Genomic DNA, 20,574 nt, shown 5'->3' with positions numbered 1-20,574 from the left:
ATGCTCGTTTCCTTTTTTAATTAAGCGTTCCCTTTACTTTTTGCAATGATAGTTTCCGCTACGCTGCGAGGCACCTCTTCGTAGTGGCTGAACTCCATCGTAAAGATACCTCGACCTTGGGTCTTCGACCGGATATCGGTAGCGTAGCCAAACATGGTAGCCAGTGGAACTTTAGATGCCACTTTAGCCAGTCCCTGTTCAGTACTTTGGCTTTCAATCTGCCCTCGGCGGGAGATGAGGTCTCCAATGACGTTCCCAATATAATCTTCAGGAACTTCCACCTCAACTTTCATCATAGGCTCTAATAGTACTGGTGAAGCTTTTAGCACAGCTTCTTTCAGTGCCATCGATCCAGCGATTTTAAAAGCCATTTCCGAAGAGTCTACATCGTGGTAAGAGCCATGAACTAGCGTCGCTTTCACGTCAATCAATGGATATCCGGCTAAAATACCAGATTCACAGCTTTCTTTCATCCCTTGCTCTGCGGGGCCAATGTACTCTTTTGGTACTACACCACCAACAATTTTCGAGACAAATTCAAAGCCAGTACCGGGTTCCCCTGGTTCCAAATTGATGACAACGTGACCGTATTGACCTTTACCACCACTTTGCCGGATGAACTTACCTTCTACGTTGGTAACTGTTTTACGAATCGTTTCGCGGTAAGCTACCTGTGGCGCACCCACGTTCGCTTCCACTTTAAATTCGCGCAACATCCGATCCACTAGAATTTCTAGGTGGAGTTCTCCCATCCCTGCAATCACAGTTTGGTTTGTTTCCGGGTCAACATTAACGCGGAAGGTTGGGTCTTCCTCAGACAGAGATTGCAGAGCCTTGGATAGCTTATCCATGTCATTCTTGGTTTTGGGTTCAACCGCCACCGAGATCACTGGCTCTGGAATAAATAGGGATTCCAGAATTACTGGTGCGCCTTCATCAGTGATAGTATCACCCGTTAAGGTGTCTTTTAACCCTAGCGCAGCACCTAAATCCCCAGCCCGTAGTTCTTCTACGTCTTGGCGATCATCTGCCTTCATCAGAACTAAACGGGAAATTCGTTCTTTTTTGTTCTTCGTAGCATTTAATACATAGCTACCTTTTTTCAGAACACCAGAATAAACTCTAACAAAGGTGAGGCGACCGTAAGGGTCAGCCATAATCTTAAATGCCAAAGCTGCTAGAGGTTCATTGTCATCAGCTCGGCGCTCGACTGTATCACCATTGGGGAGTGTGCCTTGAATGGGAGGAACTTCTGTTGGTGCGGGTAGGTAATCTACAACTGCATCCAACATTAACTGCACGCCTTTGTTTTTAAAGGCTGAACCACAAAGTACAGGCACGATTGTGCCAGCAATTGTCCCTTTCCGCAGGGCCGCCCGGATTTCTTCTTCTGTCAGCGCTTCCCCGTCAAAGTATTTGGTCATCAAAGCATCATCGGTTTCAGCAACTGCTTCTACCAGCTTGGTGTAATACTCTTCAGTTTGCTCCTGCATATCTGACGGAATATCCGTTTCTTGAATATCCGTACCTTGGTCGTTATTGTAGATGTATGCACGTTTCCGTACTAAGTCTACGATGCCTTTGAAGTCATTTTCGCTACCAATGGGCAGTTGAATGGCAATGGCATTCGCCCGTAGGCGATCGCGCATTTGTTCATGAACTCTATAGAAGTTCGCGCCTGTGCGATCCATTTTGTTAATAAAGGCGATCCGAGGTACCGCGTAGCGATCTGCTTGCCGCCATACTGTTTCAGATTGTGGTTGTACTCCACCTACTGAACAAAATACAGCAATTACACCATCCAACACGCGCATGGAGCGTTCTACTTCGATTGTGAAGTCTACGTGGCCAGGAGTATCGATAATGTTAATTTGATAATCTTTCCAACTGGTGCTAATGGCCGCAGCAGTGATTGTGATTCCCCGCTCCCGCTCTTGCTCCATCCAGTCAGTTACAGCAGTTCCTTCGTGAACTTCACCAATTTTATGAATTATCCCAGAGTAAAATAATATTCTCTCTGTTGTCGTTGTTTTTCCCGCATCTATATGCGCCGCAATCCCGATATTGCGTACTTTCTCCAGCGGGTTTGTACGTGCCACAGTAGCCTCCTATAGTTTTTGCCTCATGATATCTTGTATATTACTCTTTGTTAAGATTCTATACTTTTACGGATAACCGTCTGGATTTTTATCTGTTGGCGATATACCGCTTATTGAGGCTGGATATATCGCTGTTTTGTTTAGTAACGATAGTGGGCAAAGGCTTTGTTTGCTTCTGCCATCCGGTGCGTTTCTTCCCGCTTACGGATCGCATTACCACTTTCGTTGGCTGCATCCATTAATTCATTGGCTAATTTGCCAGCCATTGTGCGCCCTGGCCTTGACCGAGAAAATTGCACTAGCCAACGTAGTGCTAGGGTGGTACCGCGTTCTGAGCGTACTTCCATTGGGACTTGGTAAGTTGCACCACCAACACGACGAGCTTTCACTTCTACCAATGGTGTGGCATTACGCACTGCTCTTTCAAAGGTTTCTAACGCAGCATTACCAGTGCGTTCTTCAATAGTTTTTAAAGCTTCATAAACTATACGTGCAGCTAGTGATTTTTTTCCGTGACGCATGATCCGGCGAATCATCATGCTCACCAGACGACTATTATAAACTGAGTCAGGCGGAACTGGCCGCCTTTGAACTACACCACGACGAGACATACTGTACCCTTAATTCGGAATTTGGCAACGAAATTATATGCTATCAGACAGCGCAGTATCGGAGTGGTGGAAGCTGCCACTCAGACTGCCGCAATTTTTTTACACTACAGTTGCAGCGACCCTGAATTGCTGATTTGTTATCCTGAATCGGACACACAAAGCGACAACATCGCAGGTATGAATTTCCCAGATGAAAATGCTGCTGTCGCTTACAGCAATTTCCATAAAACCTACACTTGCTCGCTGAGTGCAGGCTGGCAGTGGTAACTTAACTAATTTAACTTTTGAAAACAGATACTTTTATCTATTTTCACAACTGTTTGAGAGCGATCGCTAACTTTTTATATTTTTTTAGCGCTTCCAGACAAAGCGACTAATCGCCATGAGACACGACTAATCGCCTCTGCCTTATTTTTTGGCTGCTTTCGGGCGCTTGGTTCCATACTTGGAACGTCCTTGTTTGCGGTCTTTAACGCCCGCTGTATCTAAGGTGCCACGGATGATATGGTATCTTACCCCTGGCAAATCCTTAACCCGACCGCCACGAATCATGACTACGGAGTGTTCTTGTAAGTTATGACCAATCCCTGGAATGTAGGCTGTCACCTCAAACCCGGATGTCAGCCTTACCCTTGCTACCTTGCGTAGGGCTGAGTTAGGCTTTTTAGGTGTGGTTGTGTAGACTCTGGTACAAACGCCGCGGCGTTGCGGGCATTGCTTGAGAGCTGGAGACTTGGTTTTCTGACGCGCTTTTTCGCGTTCGCTACGTATTAGTTGCTGTATGGTTGGCATGAGTCACAGCGCGTTAAGCTGCTTAGGGGTCTAAGTTTTTACAAATCCTGATTATATCTTTTTTCGTGCTTTTATGTCAAACTACTTTGACTAAGCCCTTCGGTTAGGCAATTAACCTACGCCCAGAGTAATTAATGTTTAACTATGGACGATGAAATCTTGTGTAATCGAGAATGAATTACCACAACTACAGGTGGTAACTGCTTGAGGGTTGTGGAAACGAAAGCCTCCACCCATTAAATCTTCAGAATAATCTAATACTAACCCATTAACATATTGTAGGCTTTGGTTATCTATAAGAATTTGCAGACCACTCACTTCAAAAGTGCGATCGCCTTCTTGGAGAATCTCATCAAACGACATATCGTAAAATAAATCAGAGCATCCCCCTGGTTTAACAGCTAACCTGACCAAGACATTGGGCTGTTGCTTTGACTTTAATCGTTCAATTTCGATTTTTGCTGCTTGACTCAGTTGAATCATTGAATTTGTTTTGGCAATTGCAAGCCCACCTTAAGGAAAGATGGCGTGACGAGAAACCTAAAAAACTGGTTTTTGCTTTTTTATTGTAAATGAAGAGGTTGATTTGCAAAACCCAGCGTGAGATTTATCTGGTTGCCTAATAATGTCAAACAAACTGAGTACAGAGGTATTTAAATCTCAATGATTTAGCTTTTTGCTTTAAAAATACGAGTTAAGCATCTAGCCTAAGTAAATTAGCGATCGCGGCTCCGCAAATTTCTGTATGCTTCAGTCAGAAATTTACGGAGTGCAATTTCTTTTGCTAGTTTCCTAGATCCCAGTTCAACTAGTTTTCTGTCCGCGCATAATCATCTTGGTAGCGAATAATATCATCTTCACCTAAATATTCGCCATTTTGTACCTCAATTAGTACTAAAGGAATCACTCCAGGATTTTCGAGACGATGGGATGTACATTGAGGTACATAAGTTGACTGATTATTACCCAATAATATTTCTTGATCGCCACAAGTTACTCTGGCTGTACCAGAGACAACAATCCAATGTTCACTGCGATGATGGTGCATTTGCAGGCTGAGGCGGTGTCCAGGCTTCACTTCAATGCGTTTAATTTTATATCCACGCCCTTCTTCCAAAATAGTAAAAGAACCCCAAGGGCGCAATTCAGTTGCTGCAACACCGCGATTCGCGATCGCCGCAGGTAGGGGTAAAGTCTTAGTTGGTGCGGTTTCTTGATATTGAGCCATAGTTACCTCGTTTGGAGACATAACAAGCTGTCCTTACTCTTAACCATTGATGGAAAAATCTGGCGCAATCTTGCAACCGTGAAAATGAGCAATTCAATTACACCTTGCTAACCATAACAAAATCAAACTTTAGGGTGTAAAGAGTCACGACTAAACTATGGTGAATACACAAACTCTTTATCTAGTGCCATTCCAGCTTATTCCAATCTTTAAAATTTGTTGCGAACTTGAAGGATAAAGGTTGAAATGAATATTTTATGATTCATTTATCTTTGTTGCCAAAAAATCCCAATACCGTTATGCACACGAGCCGCAGTATTAGGAGAACGGTCAAGTAATTGTCCGCCTAAATAAAGACTAGTTGAACTGCCACCATCTAAATTGAGAGCATTCACACAACCAAGCTGTTTCATCAATTGAGCGTGTTCTGCTAGTGTCGGCCCTGCACCACCAGCACGGTTATGCACAGCAGCAATCATCAGCGTACCCGTGGCTGTGGTGCAAATGCCACTACGAATGGCCTTTTCTGCAATAAAAGCATTACTGAATTTTTCAGCTTTCGCATCAATAACAATTTGACCATTTTGAATTAATAATGGCCCGGCTCCTACAATGTTGGGGTAACGGCTAAAATCAGCGGGGGTAGTGGCACTAGTAAGGGTAACTTTTGTACCTGTAGGGAGTTGCATAGCAGTAGTTGCAGCAGTTCCGCGCAAAGTTAACAAGTAGCCATCTTGGGGGATAGGGAAAGGGGTTTGTCCGGCTTTTCCACCCGCTAACTGACTACTAACTTCGTCTTTTTGAACTAGGAGGATAGTTTCGTTATCTGTAAGGGGAGTGTAAGTTGTTCCCCAGCTGGGGGTGTAACGAGCAATGCCACTCTGCACGTAACCACTATTGAGAAATAAAATTGGTAAGCGGAGATTGTTAGGCGCAATTAAAGTTTCTTGTAATGTCAGGCGACCTACGTAAAATTGCCCAGAGTTATTCCAAGCGATCGCACCTCGATTAAGAATTGGCCCGGATATCCACTGATTATCTCGACGAATCGCACCTAAAGGTAATCGATTGTTGCGGTTAAAATAGCCACCATTAATTGCCGCTAAAGCTAAGTATTTTTGCGCTGTTTGAATTAAGGGAGCAGTACCAATTAAAGTCTCAGGAGTTGCCCAAATTGGTTTAAAACTGACTGCACGGGGGTTAGCTTCTAACCACACCACAGGAAAACGTTCTTTCCCTAAATTAATAAATTGCTGTCGCCAACGCAACCCATTTGCCCAGGCTATATTCCTTTCTACCATTGCATCGGGGCGAATCTCGACCATGAGACGATGCGGATTATCTATTGTAGTTACACGAGGAGACCAACCAAAGGGAACGCTGAGACTCACAATAGTTTGGTTATTCACCACCTCAACTTTTTGAATCAATTTCTCAGGCGTTGGTTGTGTTTCTGGTAATATTTGTTTGATTAAACTTGGTAGTGATGGCGGCTGTGGGGCAGGAGTATAACGTTGGATTAATGCAGGATCAGCTATAGCATCCAGTGTAATTGTCCATTCCCGATTAGGCAGGGTAGCTGGTTTAGGTGCGATCGCATCTGGATCATCTGCTGGCGGCGTTTGCACTTGCTTAATAGGTAATCCTTGCCTGACTATCCAAGGTGTGGCACGGTCTAAATCGACTACAATGCGGTTTTCCCGGATAGTATTAATACCAGGAGGATTGAGAGGTTGCTGACCAGTAATAATATTTTTAATTTGAGCTTGGGGCGTGACAATTACCAAAGTGTTACCATTAGTTTGTAACTGCCAATTTGCTTGTTGAACAAATTTAGTAATATCTAAATAACGGTATCCACCTTGTAGCTGAGTGACTAAAACCAGTGGACTGGTAGCAGAGGAGAACCACTGGATTGGTTGTCTGGCTGGATTATTGCTGTTTAAGAAATCAACTCCAATGGCCTGGCGAAATACTCCATCACTGAGATAAATTATTGGCTGATCATACGTGCCTGATTTTACTAACCAAGCGCCAGGTATTGTCCGACCATTAAGGGAAATTTGATTACCAGAAGATGATGCTTTTCGCATAGACGATGCTGGCGATCGCGGCGTTATCTGTGGTACAGGTTGAGCTAGGGCAACCCAAATAGGAGATAAACTTAGTATTGTGGCAATGATGGGTGATGCAGTGGCCCGAAAGAATTGATATGCGACAGGCTTGGTCACAACAGGATAAGATTTTTTGCGATACCAATTTGGCATTTTTAACATATTTTATGCAGTAATTTTGTCAGTTCTCACCTCAGAGACAGGCTGAACTAATTGTCTCCAACTCTTAAAATAAGGTGATTTAACTTTTCAAGAAACGTGATAACCTATAAATTGGCTAGTTATCTCTTATGAGAAGCACAAGCCCTTTTTCCGCTAAAACCACTGTAACTGACTGTTTTAACTGGCACTAGTTCCAGCCAAACTATAAATATATAGTTTTGGTCATCAAATGTATATTTAAAATACTCTTTCCTCACTCATAGTTGCTATTTTGTTACTTAGAGGCGAGGCATAGTTGTTAGTAACAAGAGTTGCAACGGGTGAGCAGCCAATATACACAACAATAAAAATATTTAGGAATTGTCAAATGGGTATATAGTGTAATACGCTGATTTCGTTGCTGAATCAGGAATCTTACAGCTTTTATAATAGTAAGTTTTTCAGTTGAAATTTTGTATTAGGTAAGCTGAGGCTGTCTACCTGACAGACATCTGTCATCTGAAGAAAACTGAGAAAATACTTGGTTTAGAACCAAAATAGATAAAATTAGAACAAGATGGAATTTGTCTAACCCAGCATAAACACATAAGAATGAACGCAATAATTTTAACACGGTTAAATTCATAAATAACCGCAGTTAAAATTTTTTTTCCCTAAATTTCAGTGATTTATGTATTGCTGCGATGCGAAATTGCGAAACTTCCCTCCTAAGCAGTGGCAAAATTTGTGACTTAACTCTCAGGAATAGGCTATGAACGATCAAAGGGTGAATCAATTGCAAACAATAAAATTTTCGGATAAAGACTCTAGAGATACCTACCAAGGACAAAGGTGGTTAGTAGAGGAGCGAGATGCCTGTGGTGTAGGTTTTATTGCACATCGCCAGAATATTGCCAGCCATGAAATCGTCACCAAAGCCTTAGCCGCCTTGACCTGCTTGGAACATCGTGGTGGTTGTAGCGCTGACCATGACTCTGGCGATGGTGCAGGTATATTAACGGCTATTCCTTGGGAGTTGTTGCAAAAAGAATATTTCTCAGGCAGGATGGAAATTTCTTCTACCAGCAATATTGCTGTGGGGATGATATTTTTACCGCAAGAGCCAGAAGTTGCACAAAAAGCGAAAGCACAAGTTGAGAAAGTTGCCACTGAGGAAAAATTTACAGTATTGGGCTGGCGAGAAGTACCAGTACATCCCCATTTATTAGGAATACAAGCCAAAGAAAATCAGCCTCACATAGAACAAGTTTTTCTCGCAGCCGATCAAACTGGTGATGAATTAGAAAGACAATTGTACATTACCCGCAAGCGAATTTTTAAAGCTGCAAAAACTGTCTCGGAAGATTTTTATATTTGCTCCTTGTCTAGCCGCACAATTGTCTACAAAGGTATGGTGCGTTCTGCTGTCCTGGGAGACTTTTATGCGGATTTAAAAAATCCAGAATACAAGAGTGCCTTTGCCGTTTATCATCGGCGCTTTAGCACCAACACTATGCCTAAATGGCCTTTAGCGCAACCAATGCGGTTGTTAGGACATAACGGAGAAATTAATACTCTGTTGGGTAATATCAACTGGATGATGGCCAGAGAAGCCAGCATTAGCCATCCAGTATGGGGCGATCGCAATGATGAACTCAAGCCTTTAGTGATTTTAGATAGCAGCGACTCTGCCACCTTAGATAATGTCCTAGAATTACTAGTGCGTTCGGGACGTAGCCCCTTAGAAGCCTTGATGATTATGGTGCCAGAGGCTTACCAAAATCAACCATCATTGCAGAATTATCCCGAAATTACTGATTTCTATGAATATTACAGTGGTTTGCAAGAAGCTTGGGATGGCCCAGCACTGTTAGTCTTTGGTGATGGTAAGAAAGTTGGCGCAACCCTCGACCGCAACGGCTTAAGACCAGCACGCTATGTCATTACTAAAGATGATTACATTGTTGTGGCATCAGAAGCAGGTGTGGTTGACTTCCCTGAAGACAATATTGTGGAGAAAGGTAGACTGGGGCCAGGGCAAATGATCGCCGTGGACTTAGAAACCCAGGAAATTTTGAAAAACTGGGAAATTAAACAAAGAATTGCCCAGCAGCATCCTTATGGAGAATGGTTGCAAAACTATCGCCAAGACTTAAAGTCATTAGTCAATAGTCATGGGACAAACGGTAATGGCAACGGTAACGGTAATGGCAATGGTAACGGTAAAGGACAATTCACCGTTGATAAACAAACCTTACTCCGCCAGCAAACAGCCTTTGGTTACACCAGCGAAGATGTGGAAATGGTGATTGAACAAATGGCGGGGAATGGTGCAGAACCAACGTTCTGTATGGGTGATGATATTCCTCTCGCTGTGCTGTCAGGCAAACCCCACCTGTTGTATGACTATTTCAAACAGCGTTTTGCTCAAGTAACCAACCCACCAATTGACCCACTGCGAGAAAAGCTGGTGATGTCTTTGAAGGTGGAATTGGGTGAACGGGGTAATTTATTAGAACCGAAACCAGAATATGCTAAGAGGCTGAAGTTGGATTCGCCTGTGTTGACAGAAACAGAATTAGATGCAATCAAAGCCTCTGGTTTTGCAACAGCAGAGTTGTCCACTGTATTTCCTATTGCCAACGGCCCAGAAGGGTTAAAAACCGCAGTCAAAGCTTTACAAGCACAAGCAGCTGAATCAGTGCGGGCTGGTGCGAAGATATTAATCTTGAGCGATCGCGCTGGTGGTGGTATTAGCTCAGAATCCAGCTATATTCCGCCTTTATTGGCTGTGGGTGCAGTCCATCACCACCTGATCCGCGAAGGCTTACGGATGAAAACATCCCTAATTGTAGATACAGCACAGTGTTGGAGTACCCATCACTTTGCTTGTTTGATTGGCTATGGTGCGGGTGCTGTTTGCCCTTACATGGCTTTAGACACAGTTCGAGATTGGTGGTTTGACCCAAAAATACAGCAGTTCATGGAACGGGGTAAATTGACTAGCATCAGCTTAGAACAAGCTATTGGCAATTACCGTAAAGCTGTCGAGTCAGGATTGCTGAAAATCCTCTCCAAGATGGGGATATCCTTACTGTCTAGTTATCAAGCCGCGCAAATCTTTGAAGCAATTGGGATTGGTGGCGATTTACTAGAACTGGGCTTCCAAGGTACGGCTTCTCGCATCGGCGGTTTAAGCGTGAGTGAACTGGCACAAGAAGTGCTTTCCATCCACAGCAAAGCCTTCCCAGAACTAAACGCCAAGAAGTTGGAGAACTTAGGGTTTGTCAACTACCGTCCTGGTGGCGAGTACCACATGAACAGCCCAGAAATGTCCAAAGCATTGCATGAGGCTGTCAAAACCAAGCAATACGACCATTATGAAGTTTACAAACAGTATCTCCAAGGCAGACCAATCACTGCATTGCGAGACTTGTTAGACTTCCACAGCGATCGCCCTTCAATTCCTCTAGAAGAAGTGGAATCAGCAGAATCAATTCTCAAACGCTTCTGTACTGGTGGGATGTCATTAGGCGCATTGTCACGGGAAGCCCATGAAGTTCTGGCGATCGCTATGAACCGGATTGGAGGTAAATCCAACTCTGGGGAAGGTGGCGAAGATCCGGTACGTTACAACGTTTTGGATGATGTAGACGCGTCCGGCTACTCGCCCACCCTACCCCACCTGAAGGGCTTGCGAAATGGTGATACTGCTTCTAGTGCCATCAAGCAAGTTGCATCAGGACGCTTTGGTGTCACACCAGGGTATTTAGCTAGTGCAAAACAAATAGAAATCAAAATTGCCCAAGGTGCAAAACCAGGGGAAGGCGGACAACTACCAGGAGCAAAAGTCAGCCCTTACATTGCGATGTTGCGGCGTTCTAAGCCCGGTGTAACCTTGATTTCGCCACCACCGCACCACGATATCTATTCCATTGAAGACTTAGCGCAGCTAATTTTTGACCTGCATCAAATCAACCCGAAGGCGCAGGTATCAGTCAAGTTAGTAGCAGAAATCGGGATTGGCACAATTGCGGCGGGTGTAGCGAAAGCCAACGCTGATATCATTCAAATTTCTGGGCATGATGGCGGTACAGGTGCATCACCTCTGAGTTCGATTAAACACGCTGGTTCCCCGTGGGAACTCGGACTAAGTGAAGTGCATCGTGTCTTGATGCAGAATAGTTTGCGCGATCGCGTCATTTTGCGGGTAGACGGTGGACTCAAGACTGGTTGGGATGTTTTGATGGCTGCGTTGATGGGTGGCGAAGAATTCGGCTTCGGTTCCATTGCCATGATTGCCGAAGGTTGCCAAATGGCGAGAGTATGCCATAAAAATACCTGTCCTGTAGGTGTAGCAACTCAAGACGAAAAACTGCGCTTGCGGTTCAAAGGTATACCCGAACACGTCGTCAACTTCTTCTACTTCGTCGCAGAAGAAGTGCGGAGTTTGTTAGCCAAACTAGGATATCGTTCCTTGACAGAAATTATCGGTCGTGCAGACTTGTTAACAGCACGTCCCGAAGCGACATTGGCCAAAACCCAAGCATTGAATCTCAATTGCTTACTGCAACTACCAGATACTAAAACAAACCGTAGCTGGTTAGTACATGAAGAAGTTCATAGCAATGGTGCTGTCTTAGATGACCAATTGCTAGCTGATGGAGAAATTCAAGCCGCCATTCGCAACCAATCTACGGTGACGAAGACCTTAAAGATAGTCAACACCGATAGAACAGTAGGTGCAAGATTAGCAGGTGCGATCGCATCACAATACGGTGACGGTGGTTTTGAAGGACAAATTAATCTCAACTTCCAAGGTAGTGTAGGGCAAAGCTTTGGTGCATTTAACCTCCCTGGTATCACTTTGAATCTAGTCGGAGAAGCCAACGACTACGTAGGCAAAGGGATGCACGGTGGTGAAATCATCATTAAACCTCCAACAGCAGCTACCTACGACCCATCCCAGAACGTGATCGTTGGTAATACCTGCCTCTACGGTGCGACTGGTGGCTTCTTATTTGCCAACGGTTTAGCAGGTGAACGCTTTGCTGTTCGCAACTCCAAAGCCACAGCTGTAGTCGAAGGTGCAGGTGATCACTGCTGCGAATATATGACTGGTGGTGTCATCGTTGTTCTCGGCAAAGTCGGACGTAACGTTGCAGCCGGGATGACTGGCGGTTTGGCATACTTCCTCGATGAAGACGGTTCATTCCCTGAATTAGTCAATCGAGAAAATGTCAAAATTCAGCGAGTCCTCACAGAAGCAGGACAAAAGCAACTGCAAGATTTAATTAGAACTCATGCAGAACGCACTGATTCACCCAAAGCACAAGCAATTCTGCAAAATTGGCAAGAATTTGTGTCTAAGTTCTGGCAATTAGTCCCACCGTCAGAAGCTGATAGTCCAGAGGCTAATCCTCAAGCGGTGGTAGAAAAACATCTGAGTTCAGTGTAGTTAAAAGCTGAATTATTAATTAATAAAAAGGGGACGTTACTAATGTCCCTTTTTTTATAGCTATAGCAGTCAAAGTATAGATTAAGACTGTTGTGATTACTGAAACTCCTGAAAAGAAAAAACTGGTTTGTACTCAGAACTCAGAAATTTTTTCTTTGTGTCTGTGGTGATAAAGACGAGACATAATAATATAAATAAAACATAAAAACTAACTGATAAACTTTGATAATTATGATTACAAACAAATTTTATCTAGAGAATAAAATTTTCTCAACCTAGTATTATCAGGAAACATCAACTAAATTTATTTAGTCTAGATATTTAATATTTGGGAACCAAAATTAAGTTCTTCAAATAGTTGTATATCCATTAATTGATATGGGGAAAGTTTTACTGAGACGCGAAAACTCGCGTCTCAAAAACTTTTTTACAAAAATTTACCTAAAACAAAAGCAAATGAGCTTCTTAGAAGGGTTGTATTACCGATTAAGGGTTAAGCAAAAATTACCAATTCGTAATTCAAAGGGTACAAGCCCCTGCTAAATTGAAAATTTAACAATTTAACATTAGTGGTGGTTTAAGCCGCAACTAATTGTAATTACGAATTATGAATTATCAATTACTACTTCTGTTGAGCAATATGCTTTTCCAAAGTACTAGCTAATGTAGTTTTGGGTACGGCTCCAACAACCATATCAACTTTTTGCCCATCTTTAAAAATCATTAATGTGGGAATGCTGCGAATGCCATACTGACTTGCCACTTGAGGATTCTCATCAGTATTAACTTTTACAACTTTGAGTTGACCTTCGTACTGAACGGCAATTTCTTCGACAACAGGAGCTACCATGCGGCAAGGGCCACACCAGGGAGCCCAAAAATCAACTAAAACAGGTACACTGCTGTCGAGAACTTCTTGCTTAAAAGTAGAATCTGTAACTTGTGCGGCTGCTGACATGCCTAAAAACCTTTGCCAATTACATTTCTGAGTTTCGTGAAAATTCTACCATAGCAAAAACATCTGCTCTGAAGACTAAGGATGTACATTTGCAACGAAACTAGATTATAAACATAAGGAACCGCCCGAACAGTAGTCCGGGCGGAGTGTGGTGTGAGGAGTGAACGGAAACATGCGTCTCCGCTTTCTCTATTGTAGGCGACATACGGGATTTTTCCAGTTGAATGTTTGAGAGTCTGGAAAAATTTCCTGAATAATTTCAACTGGATATATCTAAAGGATTAGGAAAAATGAAAGTATGAAGTCTGAAGTGTGTAGACGCTTTTAGCAGCTTACCGCAGACTAGGATGAAATATGTTTCTTCAGCTTTTAAGCTTCATAATTTCTTTATTTACCCATACCTAATTGTTGAGCTTTTTGGTAAACTTTACCCTCAGTTAACAAGGAAGGCGCAATGACAACTTCAACTTGCTGCATTTCTTTGATATCTTTGGCTCCTAATGTCCCCATACTAGTTTTTAACGCTCCCAACAAATTATGGGTACCATCATCTAAGCCTGCGGGGCCAATGAGGATTTGCTCTAGAGTGCCAGTTGTCCCAACTTTGATCCGAGTTCCGCGAGGTAGCACTGGGCTAGGGGTGGCCATTCCCCAATGAAAACCGCGTCCGGGGGCTTCGGCGGCTCTAGCAAAGGGTGAACCAATCATCACACCATCAGCACCACAAGCAATACATTTACAAATGTCTCCACCAGTGATTAAACCACCATCAGCGATGACAGGGACATATTTACCAGTTTCCTGATAGTAATCATCGCGGGCTGCGGCACAATCTGCGATCGCAGTTGCTTGGGGTACACCCACGCCCAACACGCCACGAGAGGTACAAGCTGCACCAGGCCCAATACCCACTAATACCGCCGCTGCACCAGCCTTCATTAAGTCCAAAGTGACCTCGTAGGTGACACAGTTACCCAACACCACCGGGATGGGCATAGAACGGCAAAATTCCGCCAAATCGAGCGTAACTATCGACTCTGGTGAAAGGTGTGCTGTGGAGACGACTGTAGCTTGGATGAAAAATAAATCTGCCCCAGCTTTCGCCACTACCTGACCATATTTGCTGGCTCCTGCTGGTGTAGCACTCACAGCCGCAATCCCGCCTTGTTGTTTAATTTCCTGAATACGTTTTTCAATTAACTCCGGCTTGATGGGTTCGGCATAAAGTTCTTGCATTAAGGAGACAAATTCATCCTTGCCGACAGAAGCAATCCGATCGAGGATGGGATTTGGGTCAGCATAGCGGGTTTGGATACCCTCTAAGTTGAGAACACCTAATGCACCTAACTGTGATAAACGCACAGCCATCTCTACATCAACTACACCATCCATTGCACTAGCAATTATGGGGATATTTCGCTCTATATTGCCAATCCGCCAGCTAGTATCCGCCAAACTAGGATCTAAAGTTCTTTTACCGGGGACTAGTGCTATTTCATCAATTCCGTAAGCCCTACGAGCTATTTTTCCCCGCCCAAGTTGAATGTCCACGCTGTTAACTTTTCTCAAAACTGTTCTAGCTAGGGTATCAAATTGTGAGGTGATTTGCAGCGGTTTTTTGGCAAGTAACTACAAAGATGTTTCAGTTTATCGTTAGAGAAAAATACGATATAGAAAAGCGCGAACAGAGAAAGAAAGATTTTCTTGTGAATAACTGACTAGTTACGGCTGAGATAATCCAGCAGAAAGATAATTTTGAGGTGATATTCTGTAGGCGATCGCTATTTCTACTTTCACAATCTCTACTAGCAGAAATTTCCGAAAAAATAGCAAGAATATCCAAATTTCCTGATACTTTTTGACAGCTTTAGCCAAGCATTTAAGATTGTCAAAGTTGATATAAGTTAGCGATCGCAATTGCTTTTACACAATTTTTAGCTAATCTGAATCGAGCTAAATGTGAGCAATGGTCACGCCACTGCCCCCATCAGCTTGTTCGGCTGGTTCATAACTGCTGACTCGCGGATGTTGCTGCAAAAAGGCGTGAACACCTTGACGCAGTTTCCCTGTACCGTGTCCGTGAATAATCCAGATGGGGCCATTAGCTTCGGAAATGGCTTTGTCTAATTCAATTTCGGCATCGGCTACCCGCTTACCTCGTAAATCTACTGTATTTTTCGAGGTACGAATGGCTGGTGCGGCTTGGGGTGGTGGAGTGGTTGGTGCTGGTGTTTGTTTTTGTTTGACAATGGGTTCAGCTTTTTGCCCATCGAGAGATTCGATGTCTTGCAATTTCACTGTCATTTTCATGATGCCGAAGCGCACATTTAACTCTCCATCCTCATCGGGGGCGGTTAAGACTTCGGCAGTTTGCCCAAATTGGGAAATACGGATGCGATCGCCTACTTTCGGCATAAAGCCAACTTTCGGTTTAGGTGCGGCGGCTGGCTGGTATTTCTGGGTAATTTGATTTAAAGCATTGGTGGCTTGTTGAGCATCTTGGGCTGTGGGTGTGCCTTGTTGCAAACGGCGAATAACTTGGGCTATCTCTCCTTTGGCTTGGGCGATCGCCTGTTGGACTGCAACTTCTTGAGAAACCCGCAATGATTTTTCCCGTTCCTCTAAGGATGCGGCTTTGTCAGAAACTTCTTTATATAAACGTTCCGCTTGCTGCAAGAGTTTTTGGGCTTCTGCTGCTTTGGTTTCTTGACGGCGGCGTTGGGCTTCTAACCCGGCAATTACTTGGTTAACTTCGTCAGATGCTTCGCCAACTTGGGTTTTGGCATTTTCCACTACTTCTGGTTTTAAACCTAAACGTAAAGCGATCGCCAAAGCATTAGAACGTCCAGGAATCCCCCACAATAAACGATATGTGGGTGATAAAGTAGCTTCATCAAATTCTACTGAGGCATTTTCAAACCGCGCATCTTCGTATTTTAGGGCTTTGAGTTCCCCAAAGTGAGTTGTAGCAATTGTTAACTGGGCGTGTTCCGCTAAGTGTTGCAAAAGGGCGATCGCTAAGGCACTGCCTTCAGCTGGATCTGTGCCTGCACCTACTTCGTCGAGGAGGACAAGTGCTGAGTGCTGAGTGCTGAGTGCTGAGTCGTTTTCTAAAGCATTCAAAATTCGGCTGATACGGCGGATATGCCCAGAAAATGTTGATAAACTTTGCTGGAGAGATTGTTCATCACCGATATCTGCCAAAACTTGGTCAAACCAAGGCATTTCCACGGGTTCGCGGGCGGGGATGAATAAACCCACTTTCGCCATTAATGCCGCTAAACCAAGGGTTTTCAATGTGACAGTTTTACCCCCAGTATTCGGCCCGGTAATTGTTACTACCTTGATATGGGGACTAATCAATAAATCTACGGGAATAACCGAGTGTCCTTGCTCGTGCTGTTGCTGCCAAATTAACAACGGGTGACGCAACTGGCGTAAAGTCACAATTTCTTGTTCTTCACGGTTAATAAATCTGGGGGGATTTGCTTTTAGCCAGTAACCATAACGCGATCGCGCTGCTGCTAAATCTAGGGTAGTCACAATTGCTAATAGCCTTTCTAAATCTGGAGTAACCGCGGCAACTTGCTCAGTTAAAACGCGACGAACCGCTTCTTCTTCTGCTTGTTCTCGTTTTAGCGTTTGCCGCAATTGATTACCCATCGGCACGATAGAACTAGGTTCCACGTACAGAGTCACGCCACTAGTTGAAGTATCGTGAACAATACCGGGGATAACATCTTTGTGGCTGGCTTTGACTGGAATAACAAAGCGATCGCCCCGTTGGGTGATTAGCTGTTCTTGAACGGCATTTGATTTTGCTTGTAAAATATTATGCAGTTTTTGGTTAATCTGACTGCGTAATCTTCGCAAATCATCACGGATTTCGCCTAATTTTTGGCTGGCCCGATCAGCTACAATCCCTCTTTCATCAATACAACGGTGAATTTCCTGTTCTAATTCTGGGTAAGTGCGTAAATCTGCAACTAAATCAGTTAATACTGGTGTATCTTCTTGGTTATCGATTACACGCCGTAAATTTCTCGCCCCGGCTAGAGTGGTGGCGATCGCCAGTAACTCATCCCCAGCTAAAATCCCCCGGAGTTCAGCGCGTTCTATAGAATCACCAATATCTTGAATACCATCAAAAGATAAACTTGTAGTCAGCCGACTTTCTAGTTGGTAAACTTCTTTAGTCTGGGCTAATAACTGCTCACTGACTGACTGTGATGTAGGAATTTGTAAATTAGTTGATGCGATCGCCCCTAGCTTTGTTGCCGCAAATGTCGCCAAATGCTGGCAGAGACGATGCCATTCTAGTAGTTCTAAAGTTTCCGCTTGGATCAAGGCTGCAACATCTAAGAAATCTTATATGAAATTATCGTAACAACAGAGTCGCCTTTACAGCCAATATCAGAAGATGCAGTTGCTTGGCTTGGGATGGAATAGAGGCGATCGGCTTTACATCATAGCTGAATAAGCATTTATACTTGTGTACTACTAAATTTTGTAGCATTGATATGTGCTTACCTATTTCTGCTAAAAGTTTAGTTGTCAAGCGATCGCCCCAATCTGTTCAACAATTAGATATATCGGTTGTGGTAAAACTTCTGCGATCGCAAAACTCTCATCGCCCTATTTATAATTAGGCTAATGTTACCTGAGTAAATAAATCTTATGGTTGTGCAGACTCCCCCCCGTCAATACTCCGCTGAGGAATACTTGGCACACGAAGAGGCTGCTGAGTGCCGCAGTGAATACCGTGATGGAGAAATTATACCAATGACTGGAGGATCGCTTAATCATAACCAAATTATTATCAACTTAGTATTAGCTCTTTCACCCAAACTAAAACAACAAAATCATCATGTTTATGCTAATGACCTGCGTCTCTGGATTCCGCGTTACCAAGCATACACATATCCTGATGTTCTGATCATCAAAGATGAACCAGTCTTTCAAGAAGCAAGAAAAGACACGGTACTAAATCCCTGCATTATTTTTGAGGTGCTTTCTAAATCTACTAGTAGTAGAGATAGAGGTGATAAATTTACTTATTATCGCTCCATTCCCGAATTTCAAGAATATATTTTGATAGACCAATATCAACTACACATTGAGCAATTGAGTAAAACTTCTGATGGCAATTGGCTATTTAAAGAAACTGACGATGAAGATAGAGTTTTAAATTTAGTTGCTGCTAACTGCCAAATTCCCCATCGCCAGATTTACGAACGAGTTAACTTTGAAACTCAACCAGAGTAGTTATTTTGCCTTTTGCCTTTTGCCTTTTGCCTTTTGCCTTTTTTAAGGTGTTCCCACCGCACCAGAGTAAATTAGACCTCGTTGCACATCAAGAGTTAAAATTGCCCCATCACGAATGACTTGGGTGGCTTTCTTCACACCAACAATTACAGGTACGCCGAGACGTAAGCCAATAACAGCGGCGTGACAGGTCAAGCTTTCTTCTTCAGTGATAATACCTGATGCTTTGCGAATGGCATCGACAAAATCAGCACCAGTGCGAGGCGCTACTAAAATATCGCCTGGGTTAAAATTGCTGACATCTATACCAGTATGAGCAACTCTAGCACGACCACTCACGGAACCTTGTCCCAATCCAATTCCTTGACCCAAGACGGCTGTAACTACTTCAACTTTAATTAAATCTGTTGAGCCAGAAACGCCTTGCAATGTACCCGCAGTCATCACCACCAAATCGCCTTCAAAAAGTAATTTATGCTCTTGGGCGACGTTGATGGCGGCTTGGAATGTCTGACCAGTTGAAGGTAAACCTAAGACTAATAACGGTTTTACCCCCCATACCAGTTGTAATTGTCGCGCTACGTTGACATGGGGTGTTACTGCCAAAATAGGTGTGTGGGGACGGAATTTGGATACGTTACGCGCAGTCGCCCCAGTTTGAGTTAAGGTCATGATTGCGGCTGCTCCCAGGTTTTCGGCAATTTGACCTACGGCTTGGCTGATAGCGTTGGGAATGGAACGTCTACTGTCTCGTAGTTGGCGTGTGACTGAGTTGCGTTCTTCTTGTTCTATACGTTCAGCAATTCTGGCCATTGTTGCAACTGCTTCGACTGGGTAGTTACCCACAGCAGTTTCGTTAGATAGCATGACTGCATCAGTACCATCTAATATCGCATTGGCTACGTCTGATACTTCCGCACGGGTGGGGCGGGGATTGCTCACCATGCTATCTAACATTTGGGTAGCGGTGATAATTGGAATCCCTAAACGGTTGGCGGTGGAAATTAGCCGCTTTTGCAATATGGGAACATCTTCGGCTGGTAGTTCTACCCCTAAGTCACCTCTCGCCACCATCACGCCATCACACAAAGCCAGAACGGCTTCCATTTGTTCAATGGCTTCGTGCTTTTCAATTTTGGCAATGACTGGGACTTGCTTCCCGGTGCTGGAAATCAGTTCTTTGATTTCGATCACATCTTGGGGGTTACGGACAAAAGAAAGTGCTACCCAGTCTACGCCTTGGTCTAGACCGAACATTAAATCTTCACGGTCTTTGTCGGTCATGGCTTTAATAGACAGGTAAACCCCAGGAAAGTTTACGCCTTTGTTGTTGGATAACTTACCACCAACTGTCACACGGCAACATAAATCACCTTTTTCCCGATTAATTTCTTCCACCACCATTTCAACTCGCCCATCATCGAGGAGAATTTTTGCTCCGGTGGGGACTTCTTCGGCCAAATATTCGTAAGTAACGCAGCTAATATCTTGTGTGCCTACAACTTGGCGATTAGTTAAGATAAAGCGATCGCCCTTTGCTAAAACTATAGACCCATTTTCAAACCGCCCTAAGCGAATTTTTGGCCCTTGCAAGTCTTGCAAAATTGCCACTGGCTGATTAAGTTCAAAAGCAGTTTGCCTAATTAAGCGAATATTACGCTGATGGTCAGCATGAGTACCGTGAGAGAAGTTAAGGCGCAGCGTTGTTGCTCCTGCTTCGATAATCGCTTTGAGCATTTCTGGGCTGCTGGTAGCGGGGCCAATTGTAGCGACAATTTTTGTCCGACGTAGAGAATCTCGTAATTGCATAAGGGCTGATTTTAGGGAGCTTGTTAAGCAGTCATAGTAAATCAATGGACATGCGGTTTCAGTTACTGCCACATCAATAAATTTAAGCAGTTAGCGAGG

General features: G+C 43.7%; 16 protein-coding genes. 4 read left to right on the top strand and 12 right to left on the bottom strand.

The window, feature by feature from the left end; all coding sequences use genetic code 11:
- Positions 1-20: 20 nt before the first annotated feature.
- Both fusA and rpsG read right to left on the bottom strand, forming a co-directional pair.
- On the bottom strand, positions 21-2,099 hold the full coding sequence (fusA, locus tag AC504W_RS08380; RefSeq protein WP_096575159.1) for an elongation factor G: 2,079 nt from the start codon (positions 2,097-2,099) through the stop codon (positions 21-23).
- A gap of 140 nt (positions 2,100-2,239) precedes the next feature.
- Complete coding sequence (gene rpsG, locus AC504W_RS08375) at positions 2,240-2,710, bottom strand: 30S ribosomal protein S7 (protein ID WP_015113495.1); 471 nt, start codon at positions 2,708-2,710, stop codon at positions 2,240-2,242.
- A gap of 21 nt (positions 2,711-2,731) precedes the next feature.
- On the opposite strand from rpsG, the gene AC504W_RS08370 reads away from it, so the two are divergent.
- On the top strand, positions 2,732-2,977 hold the full coding sequence (locus AC504W_RS08370; protein ID WP_494877310.1) for a hypothetical protein: 246 nt from the start codon (positions 2,732-2,734) through the stop codon (positions 2,975-2,977).
- Between the two features lie 141 nt (positions 2,978-3,118).
- On the opposite strand, the gene rpsL is transcribed toward AC504W_RS08370, so the two are convergent.
- From rpsL to AC504W_RS08350, 4 genes are all read right to left on the bottom strand, one after another.
- The gene (rpsL, locus tag AC504W_RS08365) at positions 3,119-3,502 is read right to left on the bottom strand and encodes a 30S ribosomal protein S12 (protein WP_015113494.1); all 384 of its coding nucleotides are present in this window, start codon (positions 3,500-3,502) and stop codon (positions 3,119-3,121) included.
- A 138-nt stretch (positions 3,503-3,640) separates the two neighbouring features.
- Positions 3,641-3,985 (bottom strand): HesB/IscA family protein, encoded by a 345-nt coding sequence (locus AC504W_RS08360; RefSeq protein ID WP_494877308.1) that lies wholly within the window; start codon positions 3,983-3,985, stop codon positions 3,641-3,643.
- Between the two features lie 325 nt (positions 3,986-4,310).
- Positions 4,311-4,730 (bottom strand): phosphomannose isomerase type II C-terminal cupin domain, encoded by a 420-nt coding sequence (locus AC504W_RS08355; protein ID WP_096575153.1) that lies wholly within the window; start codon positions 4,728-4,730, stop codon positions 4,311-4,313.
- 266 nt (positions 4,731-4,996) lie between these two features.
- A complete protein-coding gene (locus AC504W_RS08350) occupies positions 4,997-7,006 on the bottom strand; it encodes a phosphodiester glycosidase family protein (protein ID WP_494877307.1) in 2,010 nt (669 codons plus the stop codon).
- A gap of 751 nt (positions 7,007-7,757) precedes the next feature.
- Here AC504W_RS08350 and AC504W_RS08345 point away from each other — a divergent pair.
- Positions 7,758-12,443: a glutamate synthase-related protein gene (locus tag AC504W_RS08345; protein WP_494877305.1), complete on the top strand. Its 4,686-nt coding sequence runs from the start codon at positions 7,758-7,760 to the stop codon at positions 12,441-12,443.
- 622 nt (positions 12,444-13,065) lie between these two features.
- Here AC504W_RS08345 and trxA read toward each other — a convergent pair.
- The 5 genes from trxA to AC504W_RS08320 all read right to left on the bottom strand — a co-directional run bounded on the left by trxA (position 13,066) and on the right by AC504W_RS08320 (position 17,917).
- Positions 13,066-13,401, bottom strand: coding sequence for a thioredoxin (gene trxA / locus AC504W_RS08340; protein WP_096575147.1), 336 nt, complete (start codon positions 13,399-13,401; stop codon positions 13,066-13,068).
- Positions 13,402-13,788: 387 nt separating this feature from the next.
- Positions 13,789-14,952, bottom strand: coding sequence for a GuaB3 family IMP dehydrogenase-related protein (locus AC504W_RS08335; RefSeq protein ID WP_494877303.1), 1,164 nt, complete (start codon positions 14,950-14,952; stop codon positions 13,789-13,791).
- A 171-nt stretch (positions 14,953-15,123) separates the two neighbouring features.
- Positions 15,124-15,318 carry a hypothetical protein gene (locus AC504W_RS08330; protein WP_494877301.1) on the bottom strand — a complete coding sequence of 65 codons (195 nt, stop codon included), beginning with the start codon at positions 15,316-15,318 and terminating at the stop codon, positions 15,124-15,126.
- A gap of 36 nt (positions 15,319-15,354) precedes the next feature.
- On the bottom strand, positions 15,355-17,748 hold the full coding sequence (locus AC504W_RS08325) for an endonuclease MutS2 (RefSeq protein WP_494877299.1): 2,394 nt from the start codon (positions 17,746-17,748) through the stop codon (positions 15,355-15,357).
- Positions 17,749-17,779: 31 nt separating this feature from the next.
- Entirely contained in the window at positions 17,780-17,917 is a 138-nt protein-coding gene (locus AC504W_RS08320) for a hypothetical protein (RefSeq protein ID WP_494879591.1), read from the bottom strand.
- A 4-nt stretch (positions 17,918-17,921) separates the two neighbouring features.
- Between AC504W_RS08320 and AC504W_RS08315 the strand changes: the two genes are divergently transcribed.
- Positions 17,922-18,050, top strand: coding sequence for a hypothetical protein (locus AC504W_RS08315; protein ID WP_494877297.1), 129 nt, complete (start codon positions 17,922-17,924; stop codon positions 18,048-18,050).
- A 28-nt stretch (positions 18,051-18,078) separates the two neighbouring features.
- Complete coding sequence (locus AC504W_RS08310) at positions 18,079-18,666, top strand: Uma2 family endonuclease (RefSeq protein ID WP_494877295.1); 588 nt, start codon at positions 18,079-18,081, stop codon at positions 18,664-18,666.
- Between the two features lie 42 nt (positions 18,667-18,708).
- On the opposite strand, the gene pyk is transcribed toward AC504W_RS08310, so the two are convergent.
- A complete protein-coding gene (gene pyk, locus AC504W_RS08305) occupies positions 18,709-20,475 on the bottom strand; it encodes a pyruvate kinase (protein ID WP_096575133.1) in 1,767 nt (588 codons plus the stop codon).
- Positions 20,476-20,574 lie beyond the last annotated feature (99 nt).

The organism is Nostoc sp. C96, from assembly GCF_059384975.1.
Note: the sequence above shows the minus strand (reverse complement) of the source record. Positions and strands in the feature narration are given on the sequence as shown.